The 25,946-nt window shown below is 72.5% G+C and carries 18 protein-coding genes; 8 read left to right on the forward strand and 10 right to left on the reverse strand.

All coding sequences use genetic code 11. The annotated features are described in order from the left end of the window. The first annotated feature begins 234 nt into the window (after window positions 1-234). A complete protein-coding gene (locus tag QSK36_RS12395; protein WP_285782482.1) occupies window positions 235-1,830 on the forward strand; it encodes an NYN domain-containing protein in 1,596 nt (531 codons plus the stop codon). Between the two features lie 175 nt (window positions 1,831-2,005). Here QSK36_RS12395 and QSK36_RS12400 read toward each other — a convergent pair whose 3' ends face one another. The 4 genes from QSK36_RS12400 to QSK36_RS12415 all read right to left on the reverse strand — a co-directional run bounded on the left by QSK36_RS12400 (window position 2,006) and on the right by QSK36_RS12415 (window position 4,145). Then, on the reverse strand, window positions 2,006-3,316 hold the full coding sequence (locus QSK36_RS12400; protein ID WP_285782483.1) for an FAD-binding oxidoreductase: 1,311 nt from the start codon (window positions 3,314-3,316) through the stop codon (window positions 2,006-2,008). Between the two features lie 63 nt (window positions 3,317-3,379). Next, complete coding sequence (locus QSK36_RS12405) at window positions 3,380-3,808, reverse strand: DUF4267 domain-containing protein (protein ID WP_285782484.1); 429 nt, start codon at window positions 3,806-3,808, stop codon at window positions 3,380-3,382. 35 nt (window positions 3,809-3,843) lie between these two features. Next, complete coding sequence (locus tag QSK36_RS12410; RefSeq protein ID WP_221263842.1) at window positions 3,844-4,008, reverse strand: hypothetical protein; 165 nt, start codon at window positions 4,006-4,008, stop codon at window positions 3,844-3,846. Further along, entirely contained in the window at window positions 4,005-4,145 is a 141-nt protein-coding gene (locus QSK36_RS12415; RefSeq protein WP_285782485.1) for a hypothetical protein, read from the reverse strand. The genes QSK36_RS12410 and QSK36_RS12415 overlap by 4 nt, the downstream gene beginning before the upstream one ends. 101 nt (window positions 4,146-4,246) lie before the next feature. Between QSK36_RS12415 and QSK36_RS12420 the strand changes: the two genes are divergently transcribed. Next, window positions 4,247-7,459 carry an ATP-binding protein gene (locus QSK36_RS12420; RefSeq protein WP_285782486.1) on the forward strand — a complete coding sequence of 1,071 codons (3,213 nt, stop codon included), beginning with the start codon at window positions 4,247-4,249 and terminating at the stop codon, window positions 7,457-7,459. Window positions 7,460-7,495: 36 nt separating this feature from the next. Here QSK36_RS12420 and QSK36_RS12425 read toward each other — a convergent pair whose 3' ends face one another. Both QSK36_RS12425 and QSK36_RS12430 read right to left on the reverse strand, forming a co-directional pair. Further along, window positions 7,496-8,122 (reverse strand): response regulator, encoded by a 627-nt coding sequence (locus QSK36_RS12425; RefSeq protein WP_139573846.1) that lies wholly within the window; start codon window positions 8,120-8,122, stop codon window positions 7,496-7,498. A 3-nt stretch (window positions 8,123-8,125) separates the two neighbouring features. Further along, a complete protein-coding gene (locus QSK36_RS12430) occupies window positions 8,126-12,337 on the reverse strand; it encodes a HAMP domain-containing protein (protein WP_285782487.1) in 4,212 nt (1,403 codons plus the stop codon). A 153-nt stretch (window positions 12,338-12,490) separates the two neighbouring features. Here QSK36_RS12430 and QSK36_RS12435 point away from each other — a divergent pair, with 153 nt between their 5' ends. After that, entirely contained in the window at window positions 12,491-14,029 is a 1,539-nt protein-coding gene (locus QSK36_RS12435) for a PP2C family protein-serine/threonine phosphatase (RefSeq protein ID WP_183537763.1), read from the forward strand. Between the two features lie 49 nt (window positions 14,030-14,078). Here the strand turns inward: QSK36_RS12435 and QSK36_RS12440 are convergent, their stop codons facing one another. Then, entirely contained in the window at window positions 14,079-15,506 is a 1,428-nt protein-coding gene (locus QSK36_RS12440; protein WP_285782488.1) for an FAD-binding protein, read from the reverse strand. 120 nt (window positions 15,507-15,626) lie between these two features. On the opposite strand from QSK36_RS12440, the gene QSK36_RS12445 reads away from it, so the two are divergent. After that, window positions 15,627-16,085, forward strand: coding sequence for a MarR family winged helix-turn-helix transcriptional regulator (locus tag QSK36_RS12445; RefSeq protein WP_285782489.1), 459 nt, complete (start codon window positions 15,627-15,629; stop codon window positions 16,083-16,085). 74 nt (window positions 16,086-16,159) lie between these two features. Here QSK36_RS12445 and QSK36_RS12450 read toward each other — a convergent pair whose 3' ends face one another. Both QSK36_RS12450 and QSK36_RS12455 read right to left on the reverse strand, forming a co-directional pair. Beyond that, on the reverse strand, window positions 16,160-17,965 hold the full coding sequence (locus QSK36_RS12450; RefSeq protein WP_183537760.1) for a S9 family peptidase: 1,806 nt from the start codon (window positions 17,963-17,965) through the stop codon (window positions 16,160-16,162). Window positions 17,966-18,075: 110 nt separating this feature from the next. Continuing rightward, a complete protein-coding gene (locus QSK36_RS12455; RefSeq protein WP_285782490.1) occupies window positions 18,076-20,820 on the reverse strand; it encodes an ATP-binding protein in 2,745 nt (914 codons plus the stop codon). A 61-nt stretch (window positions 20,821-20,881) separates the two neighbouring features. On the opposite strand from QSK36_RS12455, the gene QSK36_RS12460 reads away from it, so the two are divergent. After that, window positions 20,882-21,610: an ABC transporter ATP-binding protein gene (locus tag QSK36_RS12460; RefSeq protein WP_285782491.1), complete on the forward strand. Its 729-nt coding sequence runs from the start codon at window positions 20,882-20,884 to the stop codon at window positions 21,608-21,610. Then, window positions 21,604-24,066: an FtsX-like permease family protein gene (locus QSK36_RS12465; protein WP_285782492.1), complete on the forward strand. Its 2,463-nt coding sequence runs from the start codon at window positions 21,604-21,606 to the stop codon at window positions 24,064-24,066. Before QSK36_RS12460 ends, QSK36_RS12465 begins: the two co-directional genes overlap by 7 nt. Before the next feature lie 14 nt (window positions 24,067-24,080). Here the strand turns inward: QSK36_RS12465 and QSK36_RS12470 are convergent, their stop codons facing one another. Then, window positions 24,081-24,896: a zinc finger domain-containing protein gene (locus QSK36_RS12470; protein WP_285782493.1), complete on the reverse strand. Its 816-nt coding sequence runs from the start codon at window positions 24,894-24,896 to the stop codon at window positions 24,081-24,083. A 118-nt stretch (window positions 24,897-25,014) separates the two neighbouring features. Here QSK36_RS12470 and QSK36_RS12475 point away from each other — a divergent pair, with 118 nt between their 5' ends. Continuing rightward, window positions 25,015-25,161: a hypothetical protein gene (locus QSK36_RS12475; protein WP_183537756.1), complete on the forward strand. Its 147-nt coding sequence runs from the start codon at window positions 25,015-25,017 to the stop codon at window positions 25,159-25,161. A gap of 109 nt (window positions 25,162-25,270) precedes the next feature. After that, window positions 25,271-25,933 (forward strand): MBL fold metallo-hydrolase, encoded by a 663-nt coding sequence (locus QSK36_RS12480; protein WP_285782494.1) that lies wholly within the window; start codon window positions 25,271-25,273, stop codon window positions 25,931-25,933. The last annotated feature ends 13 nt before the right edge of the window (window positions 25,934-25,946 follow it).

Here is a 25,946-nt window from a genome sequence, read left to right on the forward strand (position 1 = left end):
CGGTTCGGCTTCCCGCTTCATCGCCGGTCGCCTCCTCGCCCGTTTTCCATAACAAATTGGTGGGAGGCGATACCTGGACAAACTGGTACGGTCGGCGTGAACGCTTCCGATCCCAGGGTCGTGGGCGTCCCGATCCCCCCACCAGGCGGGCGAGGGCTGAATCGCCGGGAATCACCCTCGCGGGAAGACACGCTTGTCTACCCTGAGAGAGCCACGTAGGAAGGGCGGTGTCGCGTGGATCGCTGCGCGCTGTTCGTTGACGCCGGCTACTTGCTGGCAGACGGCGCGATGGCCGTCCATGGGACCCGCCATCGCGAGGCCGTCTCCTGGGACTATCCGGGCCTGCTGCAGCTCCTGACCAACCTGTCAAGAGAGCGCACCGGCCTGCCGCTCCTGCGCTGCTACTGGTACGAGGCGACCGTCGAGGGCCGCCGTACGCCGGAGCACGACGTGCTGGCGGACATCCCCGGGCTCAAGCTCCGCCTCGGCCGGATCAGGCCGGGCCGGCGGGAGGGCGTGGACGCCCAGGTCCACCGCGACCTCATGACCCTGGCGCGCAACAACGCGGTCTGCGACGCGGTCGTGGTCAGCGGCGACGAGGACCTCACTCAGGTGGTGAGCGACGCGCAGGACCTCGGCATCCGTGTGACCGTCATGCAGATCGCCGCCGACGGCGCCTGGTCGGCGGCGCGCACCCTGCGGCAGGAGTGCGACGACCTCGTCGAGATCGCGAGCGGCCATCTCCGGCCGTACGTCACGATGCTCACCGGAGTGGACCCTGGTCCCGGCATCGGCAACGGCCAGTCCCACGGCAACGGCCAGTCCCACGGCAACGGCCTCGTCCCCCATGGGAACGGTTCGCTGTCCAACGGAACCCACCTCACCGGCTCCCATCAGAACGGGACACAGCCGAACGGGTCGCAGCAGAACAGCAGCCAGTCGCAGGGGAGCCACGCCGCCGGCCTTCACGGCGGGGCGACCCCGCTGACGGGGTCGCACGGCACCCCCTCGCAGAGCGCGTCGCACGACCCGGGTGCCTCCGGCGCGGCGTCGAACGTCACCCAACCGCACGCCACGGGAACGCCCGGCACGGGCACCCACAGCGGCGGATCGCACGGCACGGGCATCCAGGGAACCGGCACTCACGTGAACGGCACCCAGGGAAGCGGTGCCCAGGGAAGCGGTGCCCAGGGAAGCGGTGCCCAGGGAAGCGGTGCCCATGGCACTGGCGCGCACGGCACGGGGGCGCACAGCGGCGGGCGGTCCTCCGCCGCCCACGCGCGTCCGGCCCTTCCGGCGCAGCCGTCTCCGCCGGTCTACAACGGCTACTCGCCGGAGTCCCCGCAGCCGCCCGTACAGCCGTCTCAGCAGCAGCGCCAGGCTCAGCCGCCCGGGAGTGGGAGCACCCCGCTGCCGGCTCCGCCGGCGTCCACCCCGCCCTCGCCGCCCTCGGGAGTCCAGACGCCGCCGAGCAGCCCGGTGCAGAGCCAGTACGGCTCCGGCCCCGCCGGCTACTCGCCCTCCCAGCTGGGGCCGTACACGGGTCCGCAGCCCGCTCCGGTTCCGGTTCACACGGGAGGCACCACGACGCTCGCCGAGGCGGTGAAGGCGGCGCACAAGGAGGGCCACGACTTCGGCGAGTCGGTCGCCAGGGACGCCCCCGCGCTGTGGCTGGAGGCCGTGCTCGCCCGCAAGCCCCGGATGCCGTCCGATCTCGAGGCCCGACTGCTGCAGGGGTCCTCGCTGCCGATCGACTTCCTGCTGCACGACGAGGTCCGGCACGCCCTGCGCCGCGGCTTCTGGGACGCCCTGGAGCGCGCCCGCCGCTGACCCGGCCGTCCGTCCGTGGTCCCACCCGGGTGAGCCGGGCCATCACCCCTACGCGCCCCAGCCCCAGCCGCGTCGCCGCCATCGCCGAACGCATCACCCGAAAGATCCTGGCCACGCGAGTGTGGTGCGGCCCCGCCGCCCCGGTGGGCAGAGGGGCCGGACCTGCTGGGCCGATCTATCCGAGCACGGGGTAGTTCGCGCGGAACACGTTGTGCGGGTCACGGGCCCGCTTGATCTCCCGCAGCCGAGCGAGCGTGTTGCCGGAAAAGGAGTTCGCCGCCGTGTCACCGGGGGACAGCAGGGTGTACGGCTTGCGGCCGCTGATGTGTGCCTCCAGGTCGGCCACGACCTCGGCCTGCTTGGCGCGCGTCGCATCGGCCGTGTGCGGCAGGCCGAGACCCAGCAGGCCGAGCAGGTACGGCTCAGCCACCGCGCCGCTCGCACCGGCGTCGCCGCCCGGCTCGGCGAGCGCCCCGCCCAAGTGCCTGATCTGCACGTTGATGAGTGGTGCGACCGGCTTGGCGAGCAGGAGCTCCACCGCGTCCGCGTCCAGGCCGGTGAGCAGCTCCCCACGAGCGATGGATGGGGCCGGATCGGTGGGCTCGGCGGTGATGTCACCCAGATCGGCAACCGGGACGACGCCGCGGCTGTCGGAGATCGCGCCCTCGATCTTGTCGATGCGCGCCAGCAGGTCCTCCCCCTGAGCCGCCTCACCCAGGTAGGCCAGATCCAGCGTCACCATCGGCGACGCGCCGGGGGGCTGGAGCCGGTTGATCCAGACACTGAGTTCACGCGGGGCCTCGGCGGTGATCTCCAGGAACGCGTCGTACACCTCCCTGGTCCGGTGCTCCGGCCAGATCACGCGCCCGCCGTACAGGACTGGCACGGGATACAGCTCGAGTTCGAGGGCGGTCACCACCGCGAAGTCCCCGCCACCGCCGCGCAGCGCCCAGAACAGCTCGGGATCGGACTCGGCGGTCACCCGGCCCGGCTCGCCATCGGCATCCACTATGTCGATGGCCCGCACGCTGTCGGAGGCGAAGCCGTACTTGCGGCTGAACCAACCGACCCCACCGCCCAGGGTGTAGCCGGCCACGCTCACCCCCGGCGCGCTGCCGGACAGGCCGGTCAGACCCAGCGGACCAGCCGCCGCCAGCACCTGCCCCCACTTCACGCCCGCGCCCACCCGGACCACGCGCTCCTGCGCGCGTACCTCCACCTCGTTCAGCAGGCTGGTACGCAGCAGGATCAAACCGTCCACATCACCCGAGGCGCCATGCCCGCTCGGCTGCGCGGTCAGCGTCATACCCGCCCGCCGCGCGTAACGCACGAGCGCCGCCACGTCATCGGCGTCCGCGGCCTCCGCCACGGCCACCACCGGCTGCCTGACGGTCAGATTCCACGCAGTGGCCGCCTGTTCAAAGCCGTCGTCACCGGCCAGGAGCACGCGCCCCTTGAGGACACCGCGCAGATCGTTGATCTTCATTGTCATCTCCCTTTTCGAGTTCTCAGAAAGAAGCGAGGAACACCGCGCCGCGCTACGGGGACGTCAGGCGGGCTGCGCGGCGGGCGCTGGGGCGGCGGCCTCCTGGATCATGCGCGCCTTGCCGGTCTCGCGGAGGATCAGCAGGCCGGTGACCGCGATCAGCGCCGAGGTCAGGCCGTGGATGCCGAACGCGGCGACCGTGGAGCCGTGGTGGGCCAGGACGTTGACCATGTCGCCGAACGGGGCGACGGCCACCATCAGCAAAACCCAGCCCAGGGCGCGGCGGTGGCCCGACACCAGCAGGATGCCCATGGCCAGGCCCATCGCGATTTCGCGGCTGCCCTTCACGATGGGGAAGCCGCTGTCGCCAGAGGGCCAGTTCGGCAGGCCCGGGAAGGACGTCCCGAGGGGCAGGACGAAGGACAACCCGAGGTAGAGGGTGAACAGGACGACGGCGGTGGCCAGGACGGTGTTGAGCTTCTTCACCGACATGGTTGTTCTCCTTCGACGTTCGGACTGGGCAGGGTTCAGCCGCGGACACGGCGGGCGTAGCGGGGGCGGCCGATGACGTGCCAGATGACGCGGACCGGGGTGGCGAGGCCGCTGAGGACGATGGCGCGCTCGGCCGGGTTCGCCTCTTCCAGGACGGCGCCGAAGAGCGTGAGCAGGGTGAGCTTGGGAGTGTTGTTCACCAGGTGGTCGGGTCGGCGATCACCTTGGCGCGAGCGGTGTCACCCGGGGTGACGGCCGCGACGAGCTCCATCAGCAGCCGTGACTCACGGCGGAGCACGCGGTGGACGATCTCCATGTCCCGGGTGTTGACGCTCATCTGTTCCTGCCCTCGGTCGGTGGCGATGTGTTCAGGCTGCTCACGGGTATTTGGAGGGGGCTTGGAGCCGATTTGGAACGTCCACATACGATGTGCAGATCATGGTCTTCATCCGGGTGCTTGGCGCGTTCGCGGCCGAGGTGAACGGTGAGGCCGTTCACCTCGGCGGGCCGCGGCAGCGGGGTGTGCTGGCGTTGCTGGTGGCGGCGCGTGGGCAGGTCGTGCCGGTCGATCGGATGATCGAGGATCTGTGGCGCGGGGAGCCGCCCGCGCGGGCGCTGATGTCCTTGCAGGCGTATGTGTCCAACCTGCGCCGGCTGCTGGAGCCCGGGCGCCCGCCGCGCACGCAGGCCCGGCTGCTGGTGAGCGCGTCGCCCGGCTACGCGCTGCGGCTGCCGCCGGAGTCGGTGGACGCGTGGCGGTTCGAGGACCTGCTCGACCAGGCCCGGGCGGTCACCGATCCGCGTGCCGTCCGGTCTCGGCTCGCCGAGGCGTTGGGGCTGTGGCAGGGACCGGCGTTCGCCGAGGTCGCCGACGAGCCGTGGGCCGCCGCCGATACGGCCCGGCTGAACGAGCTGCGCCTGGTCGCCACCGAGCTGCACGTCGCGGCGGGTCTGCGAATCGGCGACGCCGCCGCGGTGGTTCCCGAGGCCGAGCGGCTCACCCGCGATGAGCCGCTGCGCGAGGAGGGCTGGCGGCTGCACGCCCTGGCACTGTGGAGCAGTGGCCGCCAAGCCGACGCGCTGGCGACGCTCCGCCGCGCCCGCGGCATCTTCGCCGAGGAGCTCGGGCTCGACCCCGGCCCGGATCTGACGGCGTTGGAGGAGGCGATCCTCACCCAGCGCACGGACGTCCTGCGCGAGACCGTGCCCCCGCCACCGCCGACCGCACCGCTGCCGCGGCCGGCTCCGATCACCGAGGCGCCGTTCGTCGGACGCGAGGCGGAACTGTCGGCACTGGTCACGGCCGCCACCGAGGCCGCCACCGACGGCGCCCGCATCGCCCTTGTCACCGGCGAGGCCGGGCTCGGCAAGTCGACGCTGCTGGAACACCTGGGCAGGCGGCTTGAACGTGACGGATGGCTGGTCGCCGTCGGCCACTGCCTCGAGGTCGACAGCGCGCCGCCCGCGTGGGCCTGGACCGAGGCGCTGAGAGCCGTCGCCGCGGCCACGTCCCCGGGCGAGTTCGCCGACGACCTCGCGCCGCTGCTCACCGACACCGAGCCGGTGAACGCCGACGCCACCGCGGGACGGTTCCGCCTGCGCCAGGCCGTGTGGAAATGGCTCGCGGCGGTCGCCGCGGAGCGCCCGGTCGCCGTCGTGCTGGACGACCTGCACTGGGCGGACGCCGCCACGCTGGAGCTGCTCGGCGGCGGCCTCGGCATACGGGCCCCGATTCTGGTCGTCGCCGCGTACCGCGCGGACGAGAGCGGGCACCTCACCGAGACGCTGGCCTCCCTCGCGCGCGCCACGCCCCTCCGCCTGGCGCTGCCGGGGCTGGACGACGTGGCCGTCGCGGAGCTCGTACGGACCGAATGCGAGGCCGACGAGGAGACCATCGCAGGGATCGCCGAGCGCACCGGCGGCAATCCGTTCTATGTGCGCGAAAGCGCCCGGCTGCTGAATGGCGAAGGCGCGCTGGTCGCCCTCTCCGAGGTCCCCGAAGGCGTACGGGACGTCCTTCGCCGCCGGCTCGCGCGCCTGCCCGAGGGAGGCGTGTCCATCCTCCGGCTGGCCGCGGTCGCAGGCCGGGAAAGCTCGGTGGACGTCCTCGTGAAAGCCGCCGACACCGATGAGGACGGCGTGCTGGACGCGCTGGACGCGGGCGTCATCGCCGGGCTGCTGAACGAGCCCGCCCCCGGACGCGTCCGCTTCGTCCACGTCCTCGTCAGGGACACGCTCATCGCCGACCTCAGCCGCCTCCGCACAGCCCGCATGCACGCCCGGATCGCCGATGCCCTGGAAGGCACCGGCGACATCTCGGCGCTGGCCCACCACTACGCACGCGCCGGCTCACCCAAGGCCGTCGGCTACTGCGTCCAGGCCGCCGAGCTCGCCGAGGCCCGCTACGCCCACGACGTGGCGGCCTGCCTCCTCACCGACGCCGTCACCAACTCGACCGGACCGGACGAACGCGTCGAGTTGCTCGGCAGGCTGCTGCGCGCGCAGATCAGGGCGGGAGCCGTCGCGGCCGCCCGCGAGACACGCCGTGAAGCCGTGGAGTACGCGGAGTCCCTGGGGCGTGACGACCTGATGATCGCCGCATTCACCGCGTGGACGGAGCCGACCCCCTGGCAGGCCCGTACGTACGGCACAGTGGACCGGCCCATCGTCGAGCGCCTGAGCCGCCTGCTGAAGCGCGAACTGACCCCTTCGGTACGGTCCCGGCTCCTGACGGCGTATGCGAACGAACTGGTCGGCGAGGACGACCCGACCGTTCTGGAGGCAGCGCAGGAGGCGCTCGACCTCGCCACCGGACCCCGGCTGCGGGCCGCCGCACTGGGGATCCTGGCCGAAGTCCACGGCGACGCCGAGCTCTGCCGGGAGCTCGTGGAGATCGGCACCGAGCACGACCTGCCGGTCTACCGCGTCACCGGGCTGCTCAACCATGCCGCCGTGGCGGCCGCCGCCAACGACCCGGTGACCATGCACCAGGCGATCACCGAGGCCCTGGAACTCGCCCGCACCTACCGAATGCCCGAGGCGATCGCCGTCGCCGAGATCACGCTGGCGACCCTGGCGCTCGTCGAAGGCCGGTTCGCCGACGCCGAACTCCTCTACGCCAAGGCCGACGAGGGCATGCGGCGCGCCGGATCGGTGCACGCCACGGGCTTTCTCCAACTCGCCCTGGCCACGATCTGGCTGAACGACGGCACGCTCGGTGCGCACCTGGACGACGTTCGCGCCCTCCACGCCACGCTCGGCCCCATGACCTCCGACCTGCTCGCGCTCGCCCTCCACGCCAACGGCCTGGACGCCGAAGCCCGCGAGGTCCGGGCGTCACCCAGCCCGATCCGCTCCGACTTCTTCTTCACCTTCCTCGCGACGTTGCGCGCGATGGCCATCGTCGCCTCGAACGACCGCGACGCCGCCGAGGAGATCTACGCGGCACTGCTTCCGCACCGCGACGGCCCCCCGGCGGGCGCCGCGAGCCTGGCGGTGGCGCTGCGCCCGGTCGCCCACACCCTCGGCGAGCTGGCCCTCCTCCTAGGCCGCACCGAGGCCGCCGCTCACTTCACCCAGGCCGCCATCATCGCCGACCAGTGGAACGCACCCCACTGGGCCGCCGAGGCCCGGTTGCGAACGACCACCTAGGTGGCGGCGGGCCGCCGTTCATCTACATCATCACTGTCAGCCGAGGGCGTCGAAGCCGGCCCGAAGGTGGGCGACGCGCTCGCTCAGCTCGGCGACGGCGCCGTTCAGGGGCGCGTCACCGGACTTGTCCGCCAGCTCCCGCACCCGCCGTAGCTCGTCCTCGACGGCGGTGACGCGGCCGGACAGTTCGGCCAGTACGGAGGTGTGGTCGCCGCCGCCCGGCAGCTCGTTCGACAGGCGTTCGCGCAGCAGCGCCGCCTGCTCGGTGAGCCGCCGGTTCATCGTGTAGAGCTCCACGAACACGGCGACCTTGGCGCGCAGCACCCAGGGGTCGAACGGTTTGGTGAGGTAGTCCACGGCCCCGGCGGCGTACCCGCGGAAGGCGTAGTCGGGGGCGCTGTCGACCACGGTCAGGAAGATGATCGGGATGTTCCTGGTGCGCTCTCTCCGTTTGATGTGCGCGGCGGTCTCGAAGCCGTCCATGCCCGGCATGCGCACGTCGAGCAGGATCAGAGCGAAGTCGGTCGACAGGAGGGCCTTCAGCGCCTCCTCTCCGGACCGGGCCCGTATGGGCACGACGTCCAGCGAGCTGAGGATCGCCTCCAGGGCGATCAGGTTCTCCTCGCGGTCGTCGACCAGCAGGACCCTGGCGCGGTCAGGCATCGATCACGCCTCCTGGGAGTCTCGGGACTCTGGGGACGGCACGCCCCTCGTTCGTTCTGTGCCCCCGCTGCGGCCGCGCATGAGCCATCCGCGCAGCCGTTCGAGCAGCCGGTCGACGTCGACGGGCTTGGGCACGTAATCGGAGGCGCCCGACGCGATGCTCTTCTCGCGGTCTCCCCGCATGACCTTCGCCGTCAGCGCGATGATGGGCAGGTCGGCGAACTGCGGCATCGTGCGGATCGCCGAGGTCGTGGCCCAGCCGTCCATCTCGGGCATCATGATGTCCATCAGCACGAGCGCCACGTCCTCGTTGCGTTCGAGCTGCTCGATGCCCTCGCGGCCGTTCTCGGCGTACACGACGGTCGAGCCGTGCCGCTCCAGCACGCTGGTCAGCGCGAAGACGTTGCGGATGTCGTCGTCCACGATGAGGATCTTGGCCCCGGACAGCGGGTCGTCCCCCTGCCAGTCGTGGCCGTCCACCAGCGGCGCGTACTGGGGGACCGGCAGGTCGGTCGGGAGGGGGATCTCCGGGAGGATGTCCCTGATGTGCAGATCGGGCACCTCGTCGGCGCGGCCCTCCGGCTCCACGGGCGTGGCGATCGCGCCGCCGTCGGGTGCGGCGAGCGGCCCCGAGTAGTTCGGGGGCAGGTACAGCGTGAAGGTGCTGCCCTCTCCGGGGGCGCTCTGGACGTGGATCTCGCCGCCGAGGAGGCGGGCGATCTCCCGGCAGATCGACAGGCCGAGGCCGGTGCCGCCGTACTTGCGGCTGGTCGTGCCGTCGGCCTGGCGGAACTGCTCGAAGATCACTTCGAGCTTGTCCGGCGCGATGCCGATGCCGGTGTCAACGACCCTGAAGGCCAGCATGTCCTCCTGCGAGCCCTGCAGCTTCTCGTCCACGTACGGCACGTCGGCGGGCGCGTGGGTGACTTCCAGCCTGACCTCGCCCTCGTGGGTGAACTTCACCGCGTTGGACAGCAGGTTGCGCAGCACCTGCTGCAGCCGCTGCTCGTCGCTGCGCAGGTCGTTGGGCACGGAGGGATCGACCTGGACGGTGAACGACAGGCCCTTGTCCTGCGCGAGCGGCGCGAAGGTGGCCTCCATGTAGTCGACCAGCGCGGACAGCGACATCGCCTGCGGATGGATGTCCATGCGGCCCGCCTCGACCTTGGACAGGTCGAGGATGTCGTTGATCAGCTGCAGCAGCGCGGAGCCGGCGTCGTGGATCGTCCGGGCGAACTCGACCTGCTGCGGGGTCAGGTTGCCCTCGTTGTTCTCCGTCAGCAGCTTGGCGAGCACGAGCAGGCTGTTCAGCGGGGTGCGCAGCTCGTGGGACATGTTCGCCAGGAACTCGGACTTGTAGCGCGAGGACACCGCGAGCTGCTCGGCCCGCTCCTCCAGCGTCCGCCGGGCCTGCTCGATCTGGAAGTTCTGGATCTCGATGGCGCGGTTCTGCTTGGCCAGCAGCGCCGCCTTGTCCTCCAGCTCGGCGTTGGACCGCCGCAGCTCCTCCTGCTGGCGCTGGAGCTCGTCGGAGCGCTCCTGCAGCTCGATCGCGAGCCGCTGCGACTCGGTGAGCAGGTCCTCGGTCCGGGAGTTGGCCATGATCGTGTTGATCGTGACGCCGATGGTCTCGACGAGCTGGGTGAGGAACGCCAGGTGCACCTCGCTGAACTGCCTGAACGAGGCCATCTCCAGGACGCCGAGCACCTTGTTCTCGAAGAGGATCGGCAGTACGACGATCTGCGCGGGGTTCGACCGGCTGAGCCCGGTCTCGACCGTGATCGAGTCGACCGGCACGCCCTCCAGGATGACCTGCTTGGCCTCCAGGGCGGACTGGCCGATGATCCCCTCGCCCAGCTCGAAGCTCGGCTTGGGGGTCGAGCCCGGCTGGATGCCGTAGCCGGCGATGAGGTTGAGCCGGCCGTCGTCGTACAGGTAGCAGGCGCCGTGGCTGGCCGAGACGAGCGGGGTGAGCTCGCTCATGATCAGCCGGGCGACCTCTATCAGGTCGCGGTGGCCCTGCATCAGGCGCGAGATCCGGGCCAGGTTGGACTTCAGCCAGTCCTGCTCCTGGTTGGTCTTGGTCGTCTCGCGCAGGGTGGCGACCATCGTGTTGATGTTGTCCTTGAGCTGGGCCAGCTCGCCCGGCGCCTCCACGGTGATCGACCGGGTGAGGTCGCCCCTGGCGACGGCGCTGGTCACCTCGGCGATCGCGCGCACCTGGGTGGTCAGGTTGCCGGCCAGTTCGTTCACGCTCTCGGTGAGCCGCTTCCAGGTGCCCTCGACGCCCTCGACGCGGGCCTGGCCGCCGAGCTGGCCCTCCGAGCCGACCTCGCGGGCGACTCGGGTGACTTCGGAGGCGAAGGACGACAGCTGGTCGACCATGGTGTTCATGGTGCTCTTGAGTTCGAGGATCTCGCCCTGGGCGTCGACGTCGATCTTGCGGGTCAGGTCGCCGTTGGCGACGGCGGTGGTGACCTGGGCGATGTTGCGCACCTGGTAGGTGAAGTTGTTGGCCATCGAGTTGACGTTGTCGGTGAGGTCCTTCCAGACGCCCGACACGCCGGGGACGCGCGCCTGGCCGCCCAGCCGTCCCTCGGTGCCGACCTCGCGGGCGACGCGGGTCACCTCGTCGGCGAAGGCGGACAGCTGGTCCACCATCGTGTTCATCGTGTCCTTGAGCTCCAGGATCTCGCCCTGGGCGTCCACGGTGATCTTCTTGGACAGGTTGCCCTGCGCCACGGCGGTGGAGACGAGGGCGATCTGACGGATCTGCGACGTCAGGTTGTTGGCCATGAAGTTGACGTTGTCGGTGAGGTCCTTCCAGATGCCCGACACGCCGCGCACCTGCGCCTGGCCGCCCAGCCGTCCCTCGGTGCCGACCTCGCGGGCGACTCGGGTGACTTCGGAGGCGAAGGACGACAGCTGGTCGACCATGGTGTTCATGGTGCTCTTGAGCTCGAGCATCTCGCCCTGGGCGTCGACGTCGATCTTGCGGGTGAAGTCGCCGTTGGCGACGGCGGTGGTGACCTGGGCGATGTTGCGCACCTGGTAGGTCAGGTTGTTGGCCATCGAGTTGACGTTGTCGGTGAGGTCCTTCCAGACGCCCGACACGCCCTTCACCTCGGCGCGGCCGCCCAGCTTGCCCTCGGTGCCGACCTCGCGGGCCACCCGGGTCACCTCGTCGGCGAACGCCGAGAGCTGGTCGACCATCGTGTTGAGGGTCTCCTTGAGCTCCAGGATCTCGCCCTGGGCGTCCACCGTGATCTTCCTGGACAGGTCGCCCTTGGCTACGGCGGTGGAGACGACGGCGATCTGCCGCACCTGAGAGGTCAGGTTGTTGGCCATGAAGTTGACGTTGTCGGTGAGGTCCTTCCAGACGCCCGACACGCCGCGCACCTGCGCCTGCCCGCCCAGCTTGCCCTCGGTGCCGACCTCGCGGGCCACCCGGGTGACCTCCTCGGCGAAGGCCGAGAGCTGGTCGACCATCGTGTTGACGGTGTGCTTGAGCTCCAGCATCTCGCCGACGGCGTCGACGGTGACCTTGCGGCTCAGGTCGCCGCGGGCGACCCCGGTCGTCACCTCGGCGATGTCGCGGACCTGCGCGGAGACGCGGTCGGACATCGTGTTGACGGCCTCGGTGAGGTCGCGCCAGCTTCCCGACATGCCGCGCAGGTTGGCCCGGCCGCCCAGCTTGCCCTCGGTGCCGAGGTCGCGGGTGACCCGCGTCACCTCGGAGGTGAACAGCGAGAGCTGGTCGACCATGCCGTTGATGGCCTTGCCCAGGCGGCGTACCTCGCCCCGGGCCGCGCGGTCCACGTCGATCCGGCGGGACAGGTCGCCCTTGGCCACCGCGTCGATGACGTCGGCGGCGCCGCTGACCGGCGTCACGATGGCGTCGATGAGGTCGTTGACCGAGCCCACGCTCTCCGCCCACGCGCCGACGCCTGGCCCCGGGCTCAGCCGTTCGGTGAAACGGCCCTCCTTGACGATCTCGCGGCGCACCCGGGCCAGCTCGTTGGCCAGGTGTTCGCGCCGGTCCGCGACCTCGTTGAGCAGCAGCCGGATCTCACTGAGGACTCCCGGCGGGGCGTGGGAGACGCGGCGGCGAAAGTCGCCGTCACGCCATGTGATGAGCGTCTCCAGGAAGGGAACGAGATCGGATTCGCGGTAGACCCGTTCGGTCCCGGCCAGCTCGGCGTTGGCGGGCGACATTTAGCCTCCTTTACCCCGACGGGGCTGACGCGACCAAGGCGTAGGGCCTCGTACGGCCTGTCCAGCCGCGGACTCCATGCCAGTCTGTCACGTTCCGTGGGGTGCGGGGCCCCCTTGCTTGACCCGAGGTCAGGCGGAAGTGTGGTAAGCACAATGGTGGTGACAACTACCCCTCGAGCCGTCCTGGCGGCGTCCTTCACGCCGGGTGAGACGGCCGTACCCGAAGTGAAGCGGTTCACGCGCGAGGTGATGACGGCGTGGGCCGCCATGTCCGTGTACCCCGAGGCCGAGCGCCTGGTGGGCGAACTGGTGGCGGAGGCGGCCGGCGCGCCCTTCGAGGTCGTGTGGCTCCACCACGGCGAGTCCATCCAGGTGGAGGTGCGGGAGAAGACGGACGGCCAGGACTTCGGGCCGCCGGCCGACGCCATCACGTGGGGCGTCACGTTCACCTCGGCGCTGCGCACCCGCTGGGCCCGCCTGGAACTTCCGGGCGGGGAGCCGGTGCAGAGCGACGAGTGGCTGCTGGAGGCCGCGCACGGCCCGGGCTGGCTGGGCTTCCTCGCGGACGCGAGCGACCTGCTCGCGGGCACGCTCAACCCGGATATGGTCCCGGCGATCATCGCGCAGATCGTGGTGCCGCGCCTGGCGAGCTGGTGTGCCGTCTACACCGACCAGGACGGGCTGGGGGAGCTGCGGCCCGCCTACCTCTGGCACGCGGACGAGACCCAGATCGACACCATGCGCGACGAGCTGGAGGAGATCGCGCTGCCGGCGGACGACGACCCCGCCGTGCTGCCGATGAGCGAGTGGCAGGCGCTGGCCTACCCGCTGACCGCCCGCGGGCGGCGGCTCGGCGTGATGTGCCTGGGCCGGCGCGACCGCTTCCCCGACGAGGCGATGCAGATCGCCGAGGACCTCAGCCGGCGCGCGGCGCTCGCGCTCGACAACGCCCGCCTTTACGCGCAGCAGGCGGCGGCCAACAGGGCGCTGCAGCGCAGCCTCCTGCCGCCGGACGAGCCCACGACCCCCGGGCTCGACTTCCATGTCATCTACGAGCCGGCCGGGGAGAACAACGAGGTCGGCGGCGACTTCTACGACCTGTTCCCGATCGCGGACGGGGTCTGGCGCTTCGCGATCGGCGACGTCTGCGGCACCGGGCCCGAGGCCGCGGCGGTCACCGGGCTGGCCCGTCACACGCTCCGCCTGCTCGCCCGCGAGGGGTACGGCGTGGCCGCCGTCGTGGGCCGGCTCAACCAGGCCATCCTGGAGGAGGGGGAGCGCGCCCGCTTCCTGACGCTGCTGCACGGCCAGATCACGGTCGTGCCGGAGGGGCTCGACATCCGCCTCGTCTCGGCCGGGCACCCGGAGGCCCTGCGCCTGCGGCCGAACGGCGTTGTCGAGGTCGTCGCCTCGCCGCAGTCGCTGCTCGGGGTGTTCCCCGAGGCGAAGTTCCAGGAGGACAACCTGCGGCTCACCCCCGGCGACGTGCTGCTGGGCGTGACCGACGGGGTGACCGAGCGGCGGTCGGGCGGCCGGCTGCTCGACGACGACGGCGGCCTGGCCAAGCTGCTGGCGGAGTGCATCGACCTGTCCGCCCGCGCGGTGGCCGAGCGCATCCGCCGCGCCGTGCAGGACTTCGCGCCCGAGCCGAGCGCCGACGACCTGGCCATCCTCGTCCTGCGCGCCCCCTAGTCACGAGCTGAGCCGGGGCGGTCGATCCTGTGCTCATGTCCTGCGCCGTTCACGATCGGGTGCGCTCACCGTTACCGGCCGGCGGGATGCTGTGGTTGATACGGAAAAGGTGGTTCGGGTCGTAGATCGCCTTCAGAGCCGCCAGCCGCCGGTGGTCCGCCTCCGTATAGGCCCGCCTGACCTGCTCGGGAGTCGAGTCGTGGTCGAACAGGAACCCCGGAAGCATGGCGCCGGTGTCCCATCGCCGGAGCCGCTCCAGCACCTGGTCGGCGGCCGTGCGCGCCGCGCCGGCCTGCTCGGCCGGAGCCGGCAACCGCAACCACAGGTGGAAGGCGGCGCCCTGGGTGCCGACCGCGTGTGAGCGGCCGGGCGCCCGGTTCAGCGCTCCGCCCAGGTGACGCAGCTCGATGCCGGGGAACGGCCCTCCCGGCGTCGACGGGTCGATCAACGAGACCAGCTCCTCCACGGCCTCATCGTCCAGTTCGCGCAACAACGCGCTGCGCAGGTGCACCATGACCGGGTTCTTGGGGTCCTGGTAGATCTCGGTGATCTGCGTGTACGGCATGGCGCCGCAGGTGTCCTTCTCCGGGCCGAGCGCACGCAACGGCTCCACCAGCCGCGCGCCCTGCTCCTCGTCCCCTGTGTAGACCACTCGGACCTGCACGAACGAGCGGCCACGGAAGTCCTCGGGCAGCTGCGGCGCGTCGGGGAAGCGCAGCAGCGTCGCGGAGGACGACATCTCGTCCGGCTGCTCCTTGGCCCAGGCCAGGTAGGAGCCGAGCACGTGGGCGGCGTGCCCGGGGTTCGCGACCGGGTAGGAAAGCTGACCCCCGTAGATGGTGCGCAGCGGCAGCAGCTCGATCTCGGCCGCGACCACGACACCGAAGTTGCTCTTGCCGCCCCGCGCCGCCCAGAACAGGTCGGGCTCCTGCGTGGGCGAGACGGTGCCGAGCAGGCCGTCGGCGGTGACGATGTCGAGCGAGCGGACATAGTCGGCGGCGAAGCCGTACGTACGGCAGGTCAGCGGGAGCCCGCCGCCCGTCAGGTAGCCCATCACCCCGACCTGTCCGGAGGAGCCGCACAGCGGCGCGAGGCCATGCTCGGCCGCCGCACTGAGCACCTCGCCCCACCGCAGCCCGGCCCCGAGGCGTGCGGTGCCGGCGCGCGGGTCCACCGACAGCTCGCGCAGCTCACCGGTGGCGATGAACACGGCTCCATCCGCGGGCACCGACGGGCCGTGCCCGGTCGACTGCACCGCAACCGGGAGTCCTGCCTCCGCCGCGAACCGGACGGCGGCGGCCACGTCGCCGGCGTCGGCGGCGACCACGATCGCCGCGGGCCGGTGCACGATCGTCAGCAACCAGCCGGAGCAGGCCTCCTCGAAGCCCTCGTCACCGGGGCGGAGCGTGCGCCCCCGGATGCTCGCGCCCAGGTTCACCACGTCGGCGGGGAAGTTCGTGTCCGGCATGTCAGTCATCCACCTTTCCAAGGTGTCAGTTATGCGCCTTCTCGAAGAGAATGTTGGCGTGGCCAACGTTGGCTCAACCAACAATAAGGGTAATCGTGGGCCTTGCCAACAACTTGCTAGATTGCGCAGGTGGACACCGGAGAGGGAACACCGCCGCGGCGGCTGCGCACGCTGCCGAGCAGGCTGACCAACCAGGCGGCACTGACCGCCAACCGGATCGTGGACAAAGCGCTCGCCCAGGCCGGCGTCCGGCGCTACCACTACGCCCTGCTCGCCACGCTGGAGGAGTACGGCCCGGCCAGTCAGGCCGCTCTCGGTCGCCGAACCGGCATCGACCGCAGCGACATGGTGGCGACCGTCAACGAACTCGCCGACCGGCGACTCCTCGAACGCACACCCGACCCGGAAGACCGCCGACGCAACATCATCACCATCACCGCGGCAGGCCGAGGGCAACTCAGCCACCTCGACCGGCTGATCGCCACCGCTCAAGACGAGTTCCTCGCCCCGCTGCCCGCGGCCGACCGGCGTAACCTGATCGACCTGCTCATCCGCGTCATCGACCATCACGGCGACAAGCACGGCTGATGTGTCACCGGGGATCGGGAGTACGCCATCCCCTCATGGCCTGAGGGCCCGGCCGGGACGTGGGTCGCCCTTCGCTACCCGCGGGCGGCAAGAGCGCGGACGGCGAAGTCGATGGACGCGGCCATCTGGTGCACCCGCTCCTCCACCCTCGGCGTGCCCGGTCCGGTGTCGTACCGGTAGACGGACGCCTCCCTGCCGTGGTCGGCCAGGGCCCGCACGTAGTGCTCCACCTGCCGTGCCGGGCAGCGCGGGTCGTTCGCCCCCGTGAGGATCAGCAGCGGGGCCTCCACCATGTCGGCGTAGGTGATCGGGGAGGACGCGGCGTACCGCTCGGGCACCTCGGCCGGGGAGCCGCCCAGCAGCGCCCGGTGCGCCGCGCGCAGGCATTCGGCCTCGTCCTCGTACGCCGCCGCGTGGTCGGCGATGGGCACGGCGGCGATCCCCGCCGCCCACGACTTCGGCTGGGTGCCGAGCGCCAGCAGGGTCAGGTAACCGCCCCACGCCGTGCCGGCGAGCACGAGGCGGTCGGGATCGGCGATGCCGCGCTCCACCGCCCACTCGCGCACCGCCGTCACATCGGCCAGCTCGATGTGGCCGACCTCGCCGCGCAGGGCGTCGCGCCAGGCCGAGCCGTAGCCGGCCGAGCCGCGGTGGTTCACCCTGATCACCGCGAAACCGCTGTCGACCCACGCGGCGACCTGCGGCCGGAACGAGTCGTCGTCCTGGCCGCCCGGGCCGCCGCCGAACCCCGGCAGCACGCTGCGGAGGAGGAACACGGTCGGGTACGGCGCGGCCACCCGCTCCGGCCGGGAGACGAGGGCGTGGATGCGCCCGCCGGGGCCCTCCACGTCGATGTCCTCGAGCGGCACGGACGGCGGCGGCGTGCGCCCCGGGCTGAAGACCACGTGGCCGTTGCTCGACTTGACGACCGGCGGGTGGGCGGCGCTCGACCAGGCGTACTCGACGGTGCCGTCCGGGCGCGGCGCGGCCGCCTCGATCACCCCGTGCGGGCTCTCGATCGGGGTGAGGCCGCCTCCGGCGAGGTCGTAGCGCAGCAGTTCCGTGCGTCCCCGCTGGTTGTGGATGATGAGCAACGCACGGCCGTCGTCGTACCAGTCCGCGGAGATCTCGCCGCGCACCCGCAGCCAGATCTCCCGCTGCTCGCCGGTCACCGGGTCCCACACGAGCGGTTCGCGGCGGCCCCGGCGCTCGTGCAGGACGAGCAGGCGCCGGTCGCCGGGGACGGGGGCGAACCTGCCGCCGGTCACGCCCCTGCCCGGTCCGTCGTTCAGCTCGGCGACCGTCGAGCCGTTCGCCCTGATGACCCGTACGGCCGGGTGCAGGACGTCGCCGTGCTCGCTGTGGTTGACGGCGATGAGCGAGCCGTCGAGCGACATGTCCGCGACCGCGGCGTGCTCGTGGTGGCGATACAGCGTGACCGGCTCGTTCCCGGGCCTGGCCAGCAGGATCTCGAAGCCGTCCCGGGAGGAGCGGCCCACGGCCGCGGCGCCGTCCGAGGAGAGCGCGAGCCCGCAGGGGTGGCCGGGTGGCATGGCCAGGGGCACGTCCGGGCCGCCGTGGAACGGCTGTCGCGACCACACGCCGTGCCCGTCGTGCCGCTCGTCGTCGTCCGTGTCGCCGTATATGTCGCCGAACCACCAGATCCACTGGCCGGTGGGATCGATCGCGCCATACCGGGTGCCGCGGGGGCGGTCGGTGACCTGACGGGTCTGGCCGCTCGACCGGTCCCAGGCGTAGATCTCCCAGGAGCCGGAGGCGTTGCCGCGGTAGACGGCACGCTGCGGCGCCTGGCGCGCCCACGTGGGCAGGGACACCCGCGGTGCCCGGAACCTGGCCTGCCAGCGTTCCTCGGCCTTCATGCCGGCCCTCCCCAGGTGCTCCTACGGGGTCGGGTTCAGTATGTCCCGCCAGACGCGACAATGCCTGACAAACAGGCGATGTCGGGCCGCGAGTTCGGGCGGCGCACCGGTCAGGACAGGTCCAGGCCGGCGAGCTGGGCGCGGCTGGCCACGTTGAGCTTCGGAAACGCCCGATAGAGGTGGTAGCTGACGGTCTTCGGGCTGAGGAACAACTGCGCGCCGATCTCCCGGTTGGTCAGGCCCTTGGCGGCCAGCCGCACGATCTGCAGTTCCTGCGGGGACAGCGCCGACAGCGCTTCCGTACGCGCGGCAGGGGAGCTGGTGTCTCCGGTGGCGCGCAGCTCGGTGCGGGCGCGCTCGGCCCACGGGCGGGCGCCCAGCCGCTCGAAGGTCTCCCACGCGGCCCGCAGGTGCGGCCGGGCACTGCCCTTGTCACGCTCCCTGCGCAGGCGCTCCCCGAAGGCGAGCCTGGTGCGGGCCGCCTCCCAGGGACGGCCGCTGCCGGCGTGGAGCCGTACGGCGGCGCCGAATTCCTCGTGCGCCCGCTCCCAGCCGGTTTCGAGCAGGGCGCGGCAGCGGTGCAGGACGGCCAGTGCCCAGTCCTGCCCCGAGGCCGTCGCCCACTCCTCGAACCGGCGCAGCGGCTCGCGTGCGGGCAGGCCGAGCCGTACGGCCGCCTCGATCTGGTCGGGGGCGAAGTAGACGGCCTGGATCTGGTGGCGCACCGGGCCGGTCATGGCGGTGTCGAGCCGGTCGAGAGCCTCGGCGAACCGGCCCTGGCCGAGGTCGAGCAGGGCCAGTGCCCATTCGGCCCACGCCAGGCCGTTGACGATGTGGTTGGCGTCGAAGCGGTCGCGCGAGCGGGCGGCCAGCTCGGCGCATCGGTCCGCCTCTCCCCGTACGGCCGCCAGCCAGGCCAGCGTGCCCTCCAGGTAGCCCGCCCGGTTGCGCTGCCCCGTGCCGGCGGTGAGCCGCAGGCCCTCGCCCGCGGTGGCCTCGGCGTCCCTGAACCTGCCCAGATACAGCTCGGCGGCGGCGAGAGTGACGTGGACCAGGGGGAGTTTGCCGATGTCGCCGGTGGCCCGGCACTCCGCGGCCATGGCGGCCGAGATGTCGTGCCCGGTCCTGAAGTCGCCGACGAGCGGGGCGACGAAGGCCGCGTTGATCCGGAAGGCGTGCGCGCCGGAGGCGATCCGGCCGCCCCTGGCGACCATGTCGCGCATGATGGGGAGCCCTTGCGCCGGTCCCTGCCGCAGCAGCACGGCCGCGCCGGTCACGGCCTGGATGGCGGGGTCGAGGCCGTCCTCCGGACGCAGGCCGAGCTTGTGCAGGCGTTCGGCCGCCTCGGCGACCCTGGCCGGGTCGCTGAGCTGCCAGGCGTTGCGTGCGGCGTCGGTCAGCATGAGCCCGGCCGCGATGCGGTCCTGCCGCGCCTGCTCGTCGGAGTCCGGCCCGCCGGGGCCCTCCGCGTCCGCCGTCGCGAGCGCCGTCAGCTCTTCCGCGCCCGTCATGAGCAGGTCGTGGGCCAGGTGAGGAGCGCCCTCGTCGAACGCGATCCTGGCGCGCAGGTCGCACAGCCGCGCGCGGGAACGGGGGTCGGTGACCAGCGCCGCGGCGCGCTCGACCAGCTCCTTGGCCCGGCCGGCCTGGCCCGCGTCGGCGGCGGCGACGGCGGCCTCGGTCAGCCGCCCCGCCTTGAGCGCGTGGTCCTCGGTGAGCTCGGCGGCCCGTTCGAGCGCGGCGCAGGCCCCGGCGTTGCCGTCGCGCTCCCGGGCGCGCCGTGCGGCCTGCTCCAGCGCCCGCGCCGCCGTCTCGTCGGGGCCGGTGGCGGCGGCGGCCAGGTGCCAGGCCCGCCGGTCCGGCTGATGCTCGAGCAGCCGCGCCAGGATCGCGTGGATCTCCAGCCGCAGATCGTAGGTGCCGTGCCGGAAGGCCGCCGCGCGCATGAGGGGGTGGGTGAAGGCCACCCGACCGCCGTCGATCCTGACCAGGCCGGACTTCTCGGCCACGCCCAGCGCCGCGGGCGCGACCCCCAACTCCCGGCCCGCCCGTACGATCACGTCCGGGTCGCCGCCGTCGGTCAGCGCGGTGACCAGCAGCGCCTTCCGGGCGTCCGGGGGAAGTTCGGCGATGCGGGCCTCGTACGCCCGCTGGATGCGGGCGGGCAGCGGCAGCGGGCTCCGGTCGTAGGCGGGCAGGTCCGTACGCGGGAGTTCGAGCAGGGCGAGCGGGTTGCCGCAGCTCTCCTCGATGACCCGGTCGCGCGTGCCGGGGGCGAGCCCGGGGGCCGCGTGGGCGAGCAGCGTGGCGGCGCTGCCCTCGTCGATGCCCGACAGCCGGTGCTCGGGCAGGCCCGAGGGATCGAAGCCGTCGCGCGCGGCGAAGATCATGACGATGCCCTCGGCGTGCAGCCGGTGGGCCGCGAACCGCAGCGCCCGCGCCGACTCCTGGTCGAGCCACTGCGCGTCGTCGATCAGGCACAGCAGCGGCCCGCCCTCGGCCAGCTCGGCCAGCAGCGACAGCACGGCCAGGCCCACCAGGAGCCGGTTGGTCACCGGGCCCAGGCCGAAGGCGCCGCGCAGGGCGGCCGCCTGCGGCTCGGGCAGCGTGTCCAGCCGGTCGAGCCCGTGCCCGAGCAGCAGGTGGAGCGAGGCGAACGGGATCTCCGCCTCGGTCTCGACGCCGACGCCGCGCAGCACGCCCATGTCCTGGGCGAGCTCCCCGGCGTAGGCCAGCAGTGACGTCTTGCCGATGCCCGGATCGCCCCCGACCACGAGCACGCCGGAACGTCCGGCACGCGCCCGGTCGAGCAAGCCGTCGATCACCGCTTGATCGGTCGCACGCCCCCACAGCACCAGGGCATCCTAGTCATGTGTCCGATACCGCCCGGACATTGCGATTTCTAGCGTTCTCAGGGTGAACACCACCCAAGCGGTCGATCTCCTCGGGGTCACCAAACACTACGTACACGGCGTCACGGCGCTGGACGACGTCACGATCGGTTTCGGCGCCGGCACGTTCACGGCCGTGATGGGACCCTCGGGGTCGGGCAAGTCGACGCTGCTGCAGTGCGCGGCCGGGCTGGACCGGCCCAGCGCGGGCCGGGTGGTCGTGGACGGCCGTGACCTGGCCGCACTCGGCGACCGGAAGCTGACGCTGCTGCGCAGGGACCGGATCGGCTTCGTGTTCCAGTCGTTCAACCTGCTGCCCTCGCTCACCGCGGAGCAGAACGTGGGCCTGCCGCTGCGGCTCGCCGGGCGGCGCCCCGACCGGGAGCTGGTGCGGCAGAGCCTGGGTGCAGTGGGCCTGGCCGAGCGCGCCGGGCACCGGCCCGCCGAGATGTCGGGCGGGCAGCAGCAGCGGGTGGCCATCGCGCGGGCGCTGGTCACCCGCCCCGCCGTGCTCTTCGCCGACGAGCCGACCGGCGCGCTCGACGCCAACACCAGCCGCGACGTGCTGCGCCTGCTGCGCACGCTGGTGGACCGGCAGGCCCAGACCATCGTCATGGTCACTCACGACCCCGTGGCGGCCTCGTACGCCGACCGGGTCGTGTTCCTGGCCGACGGCCGCGTGTTCGGCGAGCTGTACGAGCCCACCGCCGAACTGGTCGCCACCCGGATGCTGCAGCTGGAGGCGTCGTGCTGAGGATCGCCTGGTCCACGCTGCGTACGCGCTGGGTCTCTTTCGCGGGCACCTTCGCCGCGCTGGCGCTGGGCGCCGCGTTGATCGCCGCGCTCGGCCAGGTGCTGGCCTCCGGCGTCACGTCGCCGGCGCGTGGGCCGCAGCGGTACGCCGCCGCGCCCGTCGTGGTCGTGCCCGACGAGAGGCTCACCGTGGACACCTGGCAGGGCGGCAGCAGCGCGCCCCTGGCCGAGCCGCGCGGTCTCGGGGACGACCTGGTCGCCCGCTTCCCCGACGCGGTGGTGGACCGGGTCTTCCCCGCGCGGCTCTCGGACGGGCCGGCGGCGGTGGGCAGGCCCTGGTCGGCCGCCCGTACGGCCCCGCAGACGCTCGTCGCGGGCCGCGCGCCCTCGGGGGACGGCGAGATCGCGATCAGTGCCGGGACCCGGCCCGAGCGGCGGCGGGCGTCCGCCGGGGCGCGAGCACTGGTGGGGACGCGGGTGCCGGTGGTCACCGCGACCGGTATCCAGACGTATCGGGTGGTGGGCGTCACGACGGCGGGGCCGCAGCCCACGGTGTTCTTCGCCGACGCGCGTGCCGCCCGGCTGTCGTCGCGCGTGGACGCGCTCGCGCTGTGGCGGCCCGCCGCCCAGGTGACGAAGGCGGTGTCGGGGGCGGCGCGGGTCCTGACCGGGAAGGACCGGGCGCTGGCCGATCCGTCCCGCGAGGCCGACGAACGGGCGCGCAACAACGCCAACACGATCGCCGGCATCGCCGCCGGGTTCGCGGCCTTCATCGCGATCTTCGTGGTCTCGTCCACGTTCGCGTTCGCGGTGGGGCAGCGGCGGCGCGAGTTCGCCCTGCTGCGGACCATCGGTGCGACGGCGGGCCAGGTCAGGCGGATGATGTACGGCGAGGCCGCCCTCGTCGCGGTGGCCGCCTCCGCGGTCGGCGCGTTCCTCGGCCCGCTGGCCACCCGGCCGATCCTCGACCGGCTGGCCGCGCTCGGGATGGCGCCGGCGTGGCTGACGCCGTCGCGGTCGTCCGTGCCCGCCTGGGTGGCCTTCGGCACCGGAGTGCTGGTCGCCGTGACCGGTGCGGCCGTGGCCGCGCGGCGGGCCGGGCGGGTGCGGCCCGCCGAGGCGCTGCGCGAGGCGGCGGTGGAACCCCGTGCGATGACCTGGGGCCGGTGGATCGCCGGGCTGGGCCTGCTGGGCACGGCGGTGGTCAGCATGGCGGTGAACGCCGTCGGCGATCCGGGGTCGGCCACGAACAACAAGACCTTCATGCCGATCGTCATGCTGCTCATCGCCGCGCTGGGCCTGCTCGCGCCGGTCTTCGTGCGGCCCGTCACCCGCCTGCTCGTCGCGCCGCTTGAGCGGCTGCGCGGCGCCGGTGGCGTCGTGGTCGCGGGCGGGACGGCGGCCTCGGCCAGGCGGACCGCCGCCACGGCAGCGCCCGTCCTGGTCACCGTGGCGCTGGCGGCCTCGCTGCTGGGCGGGGCCGCGATGACCGACGCCGCCAAGTCGGCGCTGCAGACCCGGCCGGTACGCGCCGACTTCCTGGTGCTCCCCGACGGGGACGCCGGACTGGACCGGCAGCTCGTCCAGCGGCTGCGGGCGATCCCCGGCGCGGACGTCGCCACCGAGGCCGAGACCAGCGTGTACACGCTCGAAGGCGATACCCGGCTCATCCGGAGGCCCGCCCAGGCCGTCGAGCCGGGCACGCTGTCCACGGCGTTGTCGGTCCCGCTGGTCGCCGGATCGACGGCCGGGCTGCGCGACGACACGATCGTCGTCTCCCGGACCTGGGAGCTGAGCCTGGGGCAGCGGGTGCGCATGTGGCGCGCCGACGGCAGCCCGGTCACGCTGACGGTGACCGGCGTGCTCGGGGACGATTCGCCCGCCGACGCCTACGTCACGCCCGCCCACGCCTTCTCCGCGCTGCCCTCCGTGGCGTACGTGACGCCGCGTCCGGGGGTGGCGGCCCCGGCCGTACGTGCCGCGCTCGAACAGGCCGTACGCGGCCACAACGCCCGCGCGGTGAGCAGGGTCGAGTGGGTGCGGGAGTCCGGCGACCGGCAGGCCTCGGCCAGCCGGCTCGGGTTGCTGGCCGTGCTGGGGATCATGCTCTGCTACACCGTGATCGCGCTGGTCAACACGCTGCTGATGGCGGCCTCCGACCGGGCGGCGGAGCGGGGCGGCCTGCGGCTGCTGGGAGCGACGCGGGCGCAGGTGCTGCGATACGTCGTGGCGGAGGCGCTGGCGGTGGTGGCGGTCGGGGTGGTGCTGGGATTCGCGGCCACGGCGCTCGGCCTGCTGGGGCTGGAGGCGGCCCTGCTGCGCCTGGCCGGGCTGTTCGCCTTCGACGTGCCGTGGCTGCCGGTCGTCTCGGTGATCGCGATCTGCTTCCTGCTGGGGGCGGCCGCGGCGGTCGCCCCGGCGCTCCGCACCAGGGGCGTGGCGATCCCGCGCTCGTGATCGGCGCTATGTGGTCAGGACAACACCGTCCAGCGGGTGATGTGGAAGGACGCGGTCACCGGCATGGGGCCGGGCAGCGCGGCGGTCTTCGCGGCCAGTTCCTCAGGCCGCGTGTGCCAGGCGCTCGGGCCCATGCCGACCACCGCCTCGACCTCGTCGTGGCCGAGGGAGAGCGCGATCTCCTCGGTCTCCTCCCCGATGCGGGCGAACCGGCCGCCCAGGGTGTCCTCCAGGCGGCGGTCCTTGTCCTCGTCCACACTCAGCAGGCCGAGACGCTCGACGAGCGGGCTCAGGTGGCCGGGGCCGGGTGTGACGACGACCAGGGAGCCGCCGGGCCGCAGCACCCGGGCGAACTCCTCCGCGTTGCGGGGCGCGAAGACGTTGAGCAGCACGTCCACGCGGTCGTCGCCGACGGGGATCGGCCGCCACACGTCCGCCACCACGGCGCCGATGCGGGGGTGCGCGCGGGCGGCCCGTTTCAGCGCGTGCTTGGACACGTCGATCGCGATGCCCACCGCGTCCTGGTCCAGCGCCGCGGCCAGGTAGTAGCCGGTGCCCGCGCCCGCGTCGGCGACCACGGCGGCGCCCTCGCACATCCGGGCGAGGCGGCGGGCCAGCGGGGCGTAGTGGCCCGCCTCCAGGAAGCGTGCCCGCGCGGCCACCATGGCGGGCGTGTCGGCCGTGCCGGCCGGGCGGGTGAGCATGTTCACGTACCCCTGCCGCGCCACGTCGAAGGAGTGGCCGCGCGCACACCTGACCGACCCCTCGGCCAGGTGGATCGCCGTACGGCAGGCCGGGCAGACGAGGTGGTCGATGACGTCGGCGAGCACCCGTCCATCATCCACCCCGCGCGGGACTGCGACCCGGCGACAAGTCGGCTGCAGGAGTACGGCAAGCCGCCGGAGGTTGCATGGACGCGCAAGGAACTTTTCGAAGGGGGAGACCACGATGACCTGCACCCGCCGCCGCTGCCCGCGCTGCCAAACCGAACTCGACGAGGGCCCGATCCTCTACCGCTGCGCCCACTGCGAGCGCGCCGTCTACGCGGCCGACCTCGACGTCGACTACACGCCCGTCCCTGCCGCCGCCCGCTGAACCGCGCTTCTTCTATCGCGGGCGCTTCTTCTATCGTGGTGCGATGCCGCAAGAGCCCAGAATCGTGGCCGGTGTTGAGATCGTCCCGCTTTGCGATGCCGTGGGTCCCATGAAGGAACCGGTGCGCAAGCCGCTGCCCGAGATGTTCGCCGGTGCGGCGTTCGAGCCCGGCGAGGAGTGGGTGCTGCACTTCCACTGCTTCCTGGTGCGGGCGGCGGGCCGTACGGTCCTGGTGGACGCCGGGATCGGCGGCGCCGACTCGCTCGCGACCTGGGCGCCTCTGCCCGGCCGCCTCATCGCGGAACTGGCCGCGGCCGGGGCCGCTCCGGCCGACGTGGACATCGTGGTGCTGACCCACCTGCACAGCGACCACATGGGCGGCGCGGTCGTGGACGGCGCTCCCGCCTTCCCGAACGCCCGCCATCTCGTGCAGCGCGCGGAGGTCGAGTGGGCCGCCGAACCGGTGCGCGAACTGATCCTCGACCCCCTGCGGGACCTGCTCGATGTCATCGACGGGGACGTGGAACCCGTGCCCGGCGTCCGGGTGGTGCACGCGCCCGGCCACACGCCCGGCCACCAGATCGTCGAGGCGGGGGACGTCATCATGAGCGGCGACGCCCTGCACCACCCCGTCCAGCTGGCCGATCCGACGATCCGCTACGTGTACGACGAGGACCCCGGCCTCGCCGTACGGACGCGCAAGGACATCCTCGCCCGGGCCGCCGTTCTCGCCCCCGCCCACTTCCCCGCCCCCTTCGTACACATGAAGTAATCGGATAGTCGCT

The organism is Microbispora sp. NBRC 16548, assembly GCF_030268985.1.
In the GTDB taxonomy this organism is placed as follows: Bacteria; Actinomycetota; Actinomycetes; order Streptosporangiales; family Streptosporangiaceae; genus Microbispora; species Microbispora catharanthi.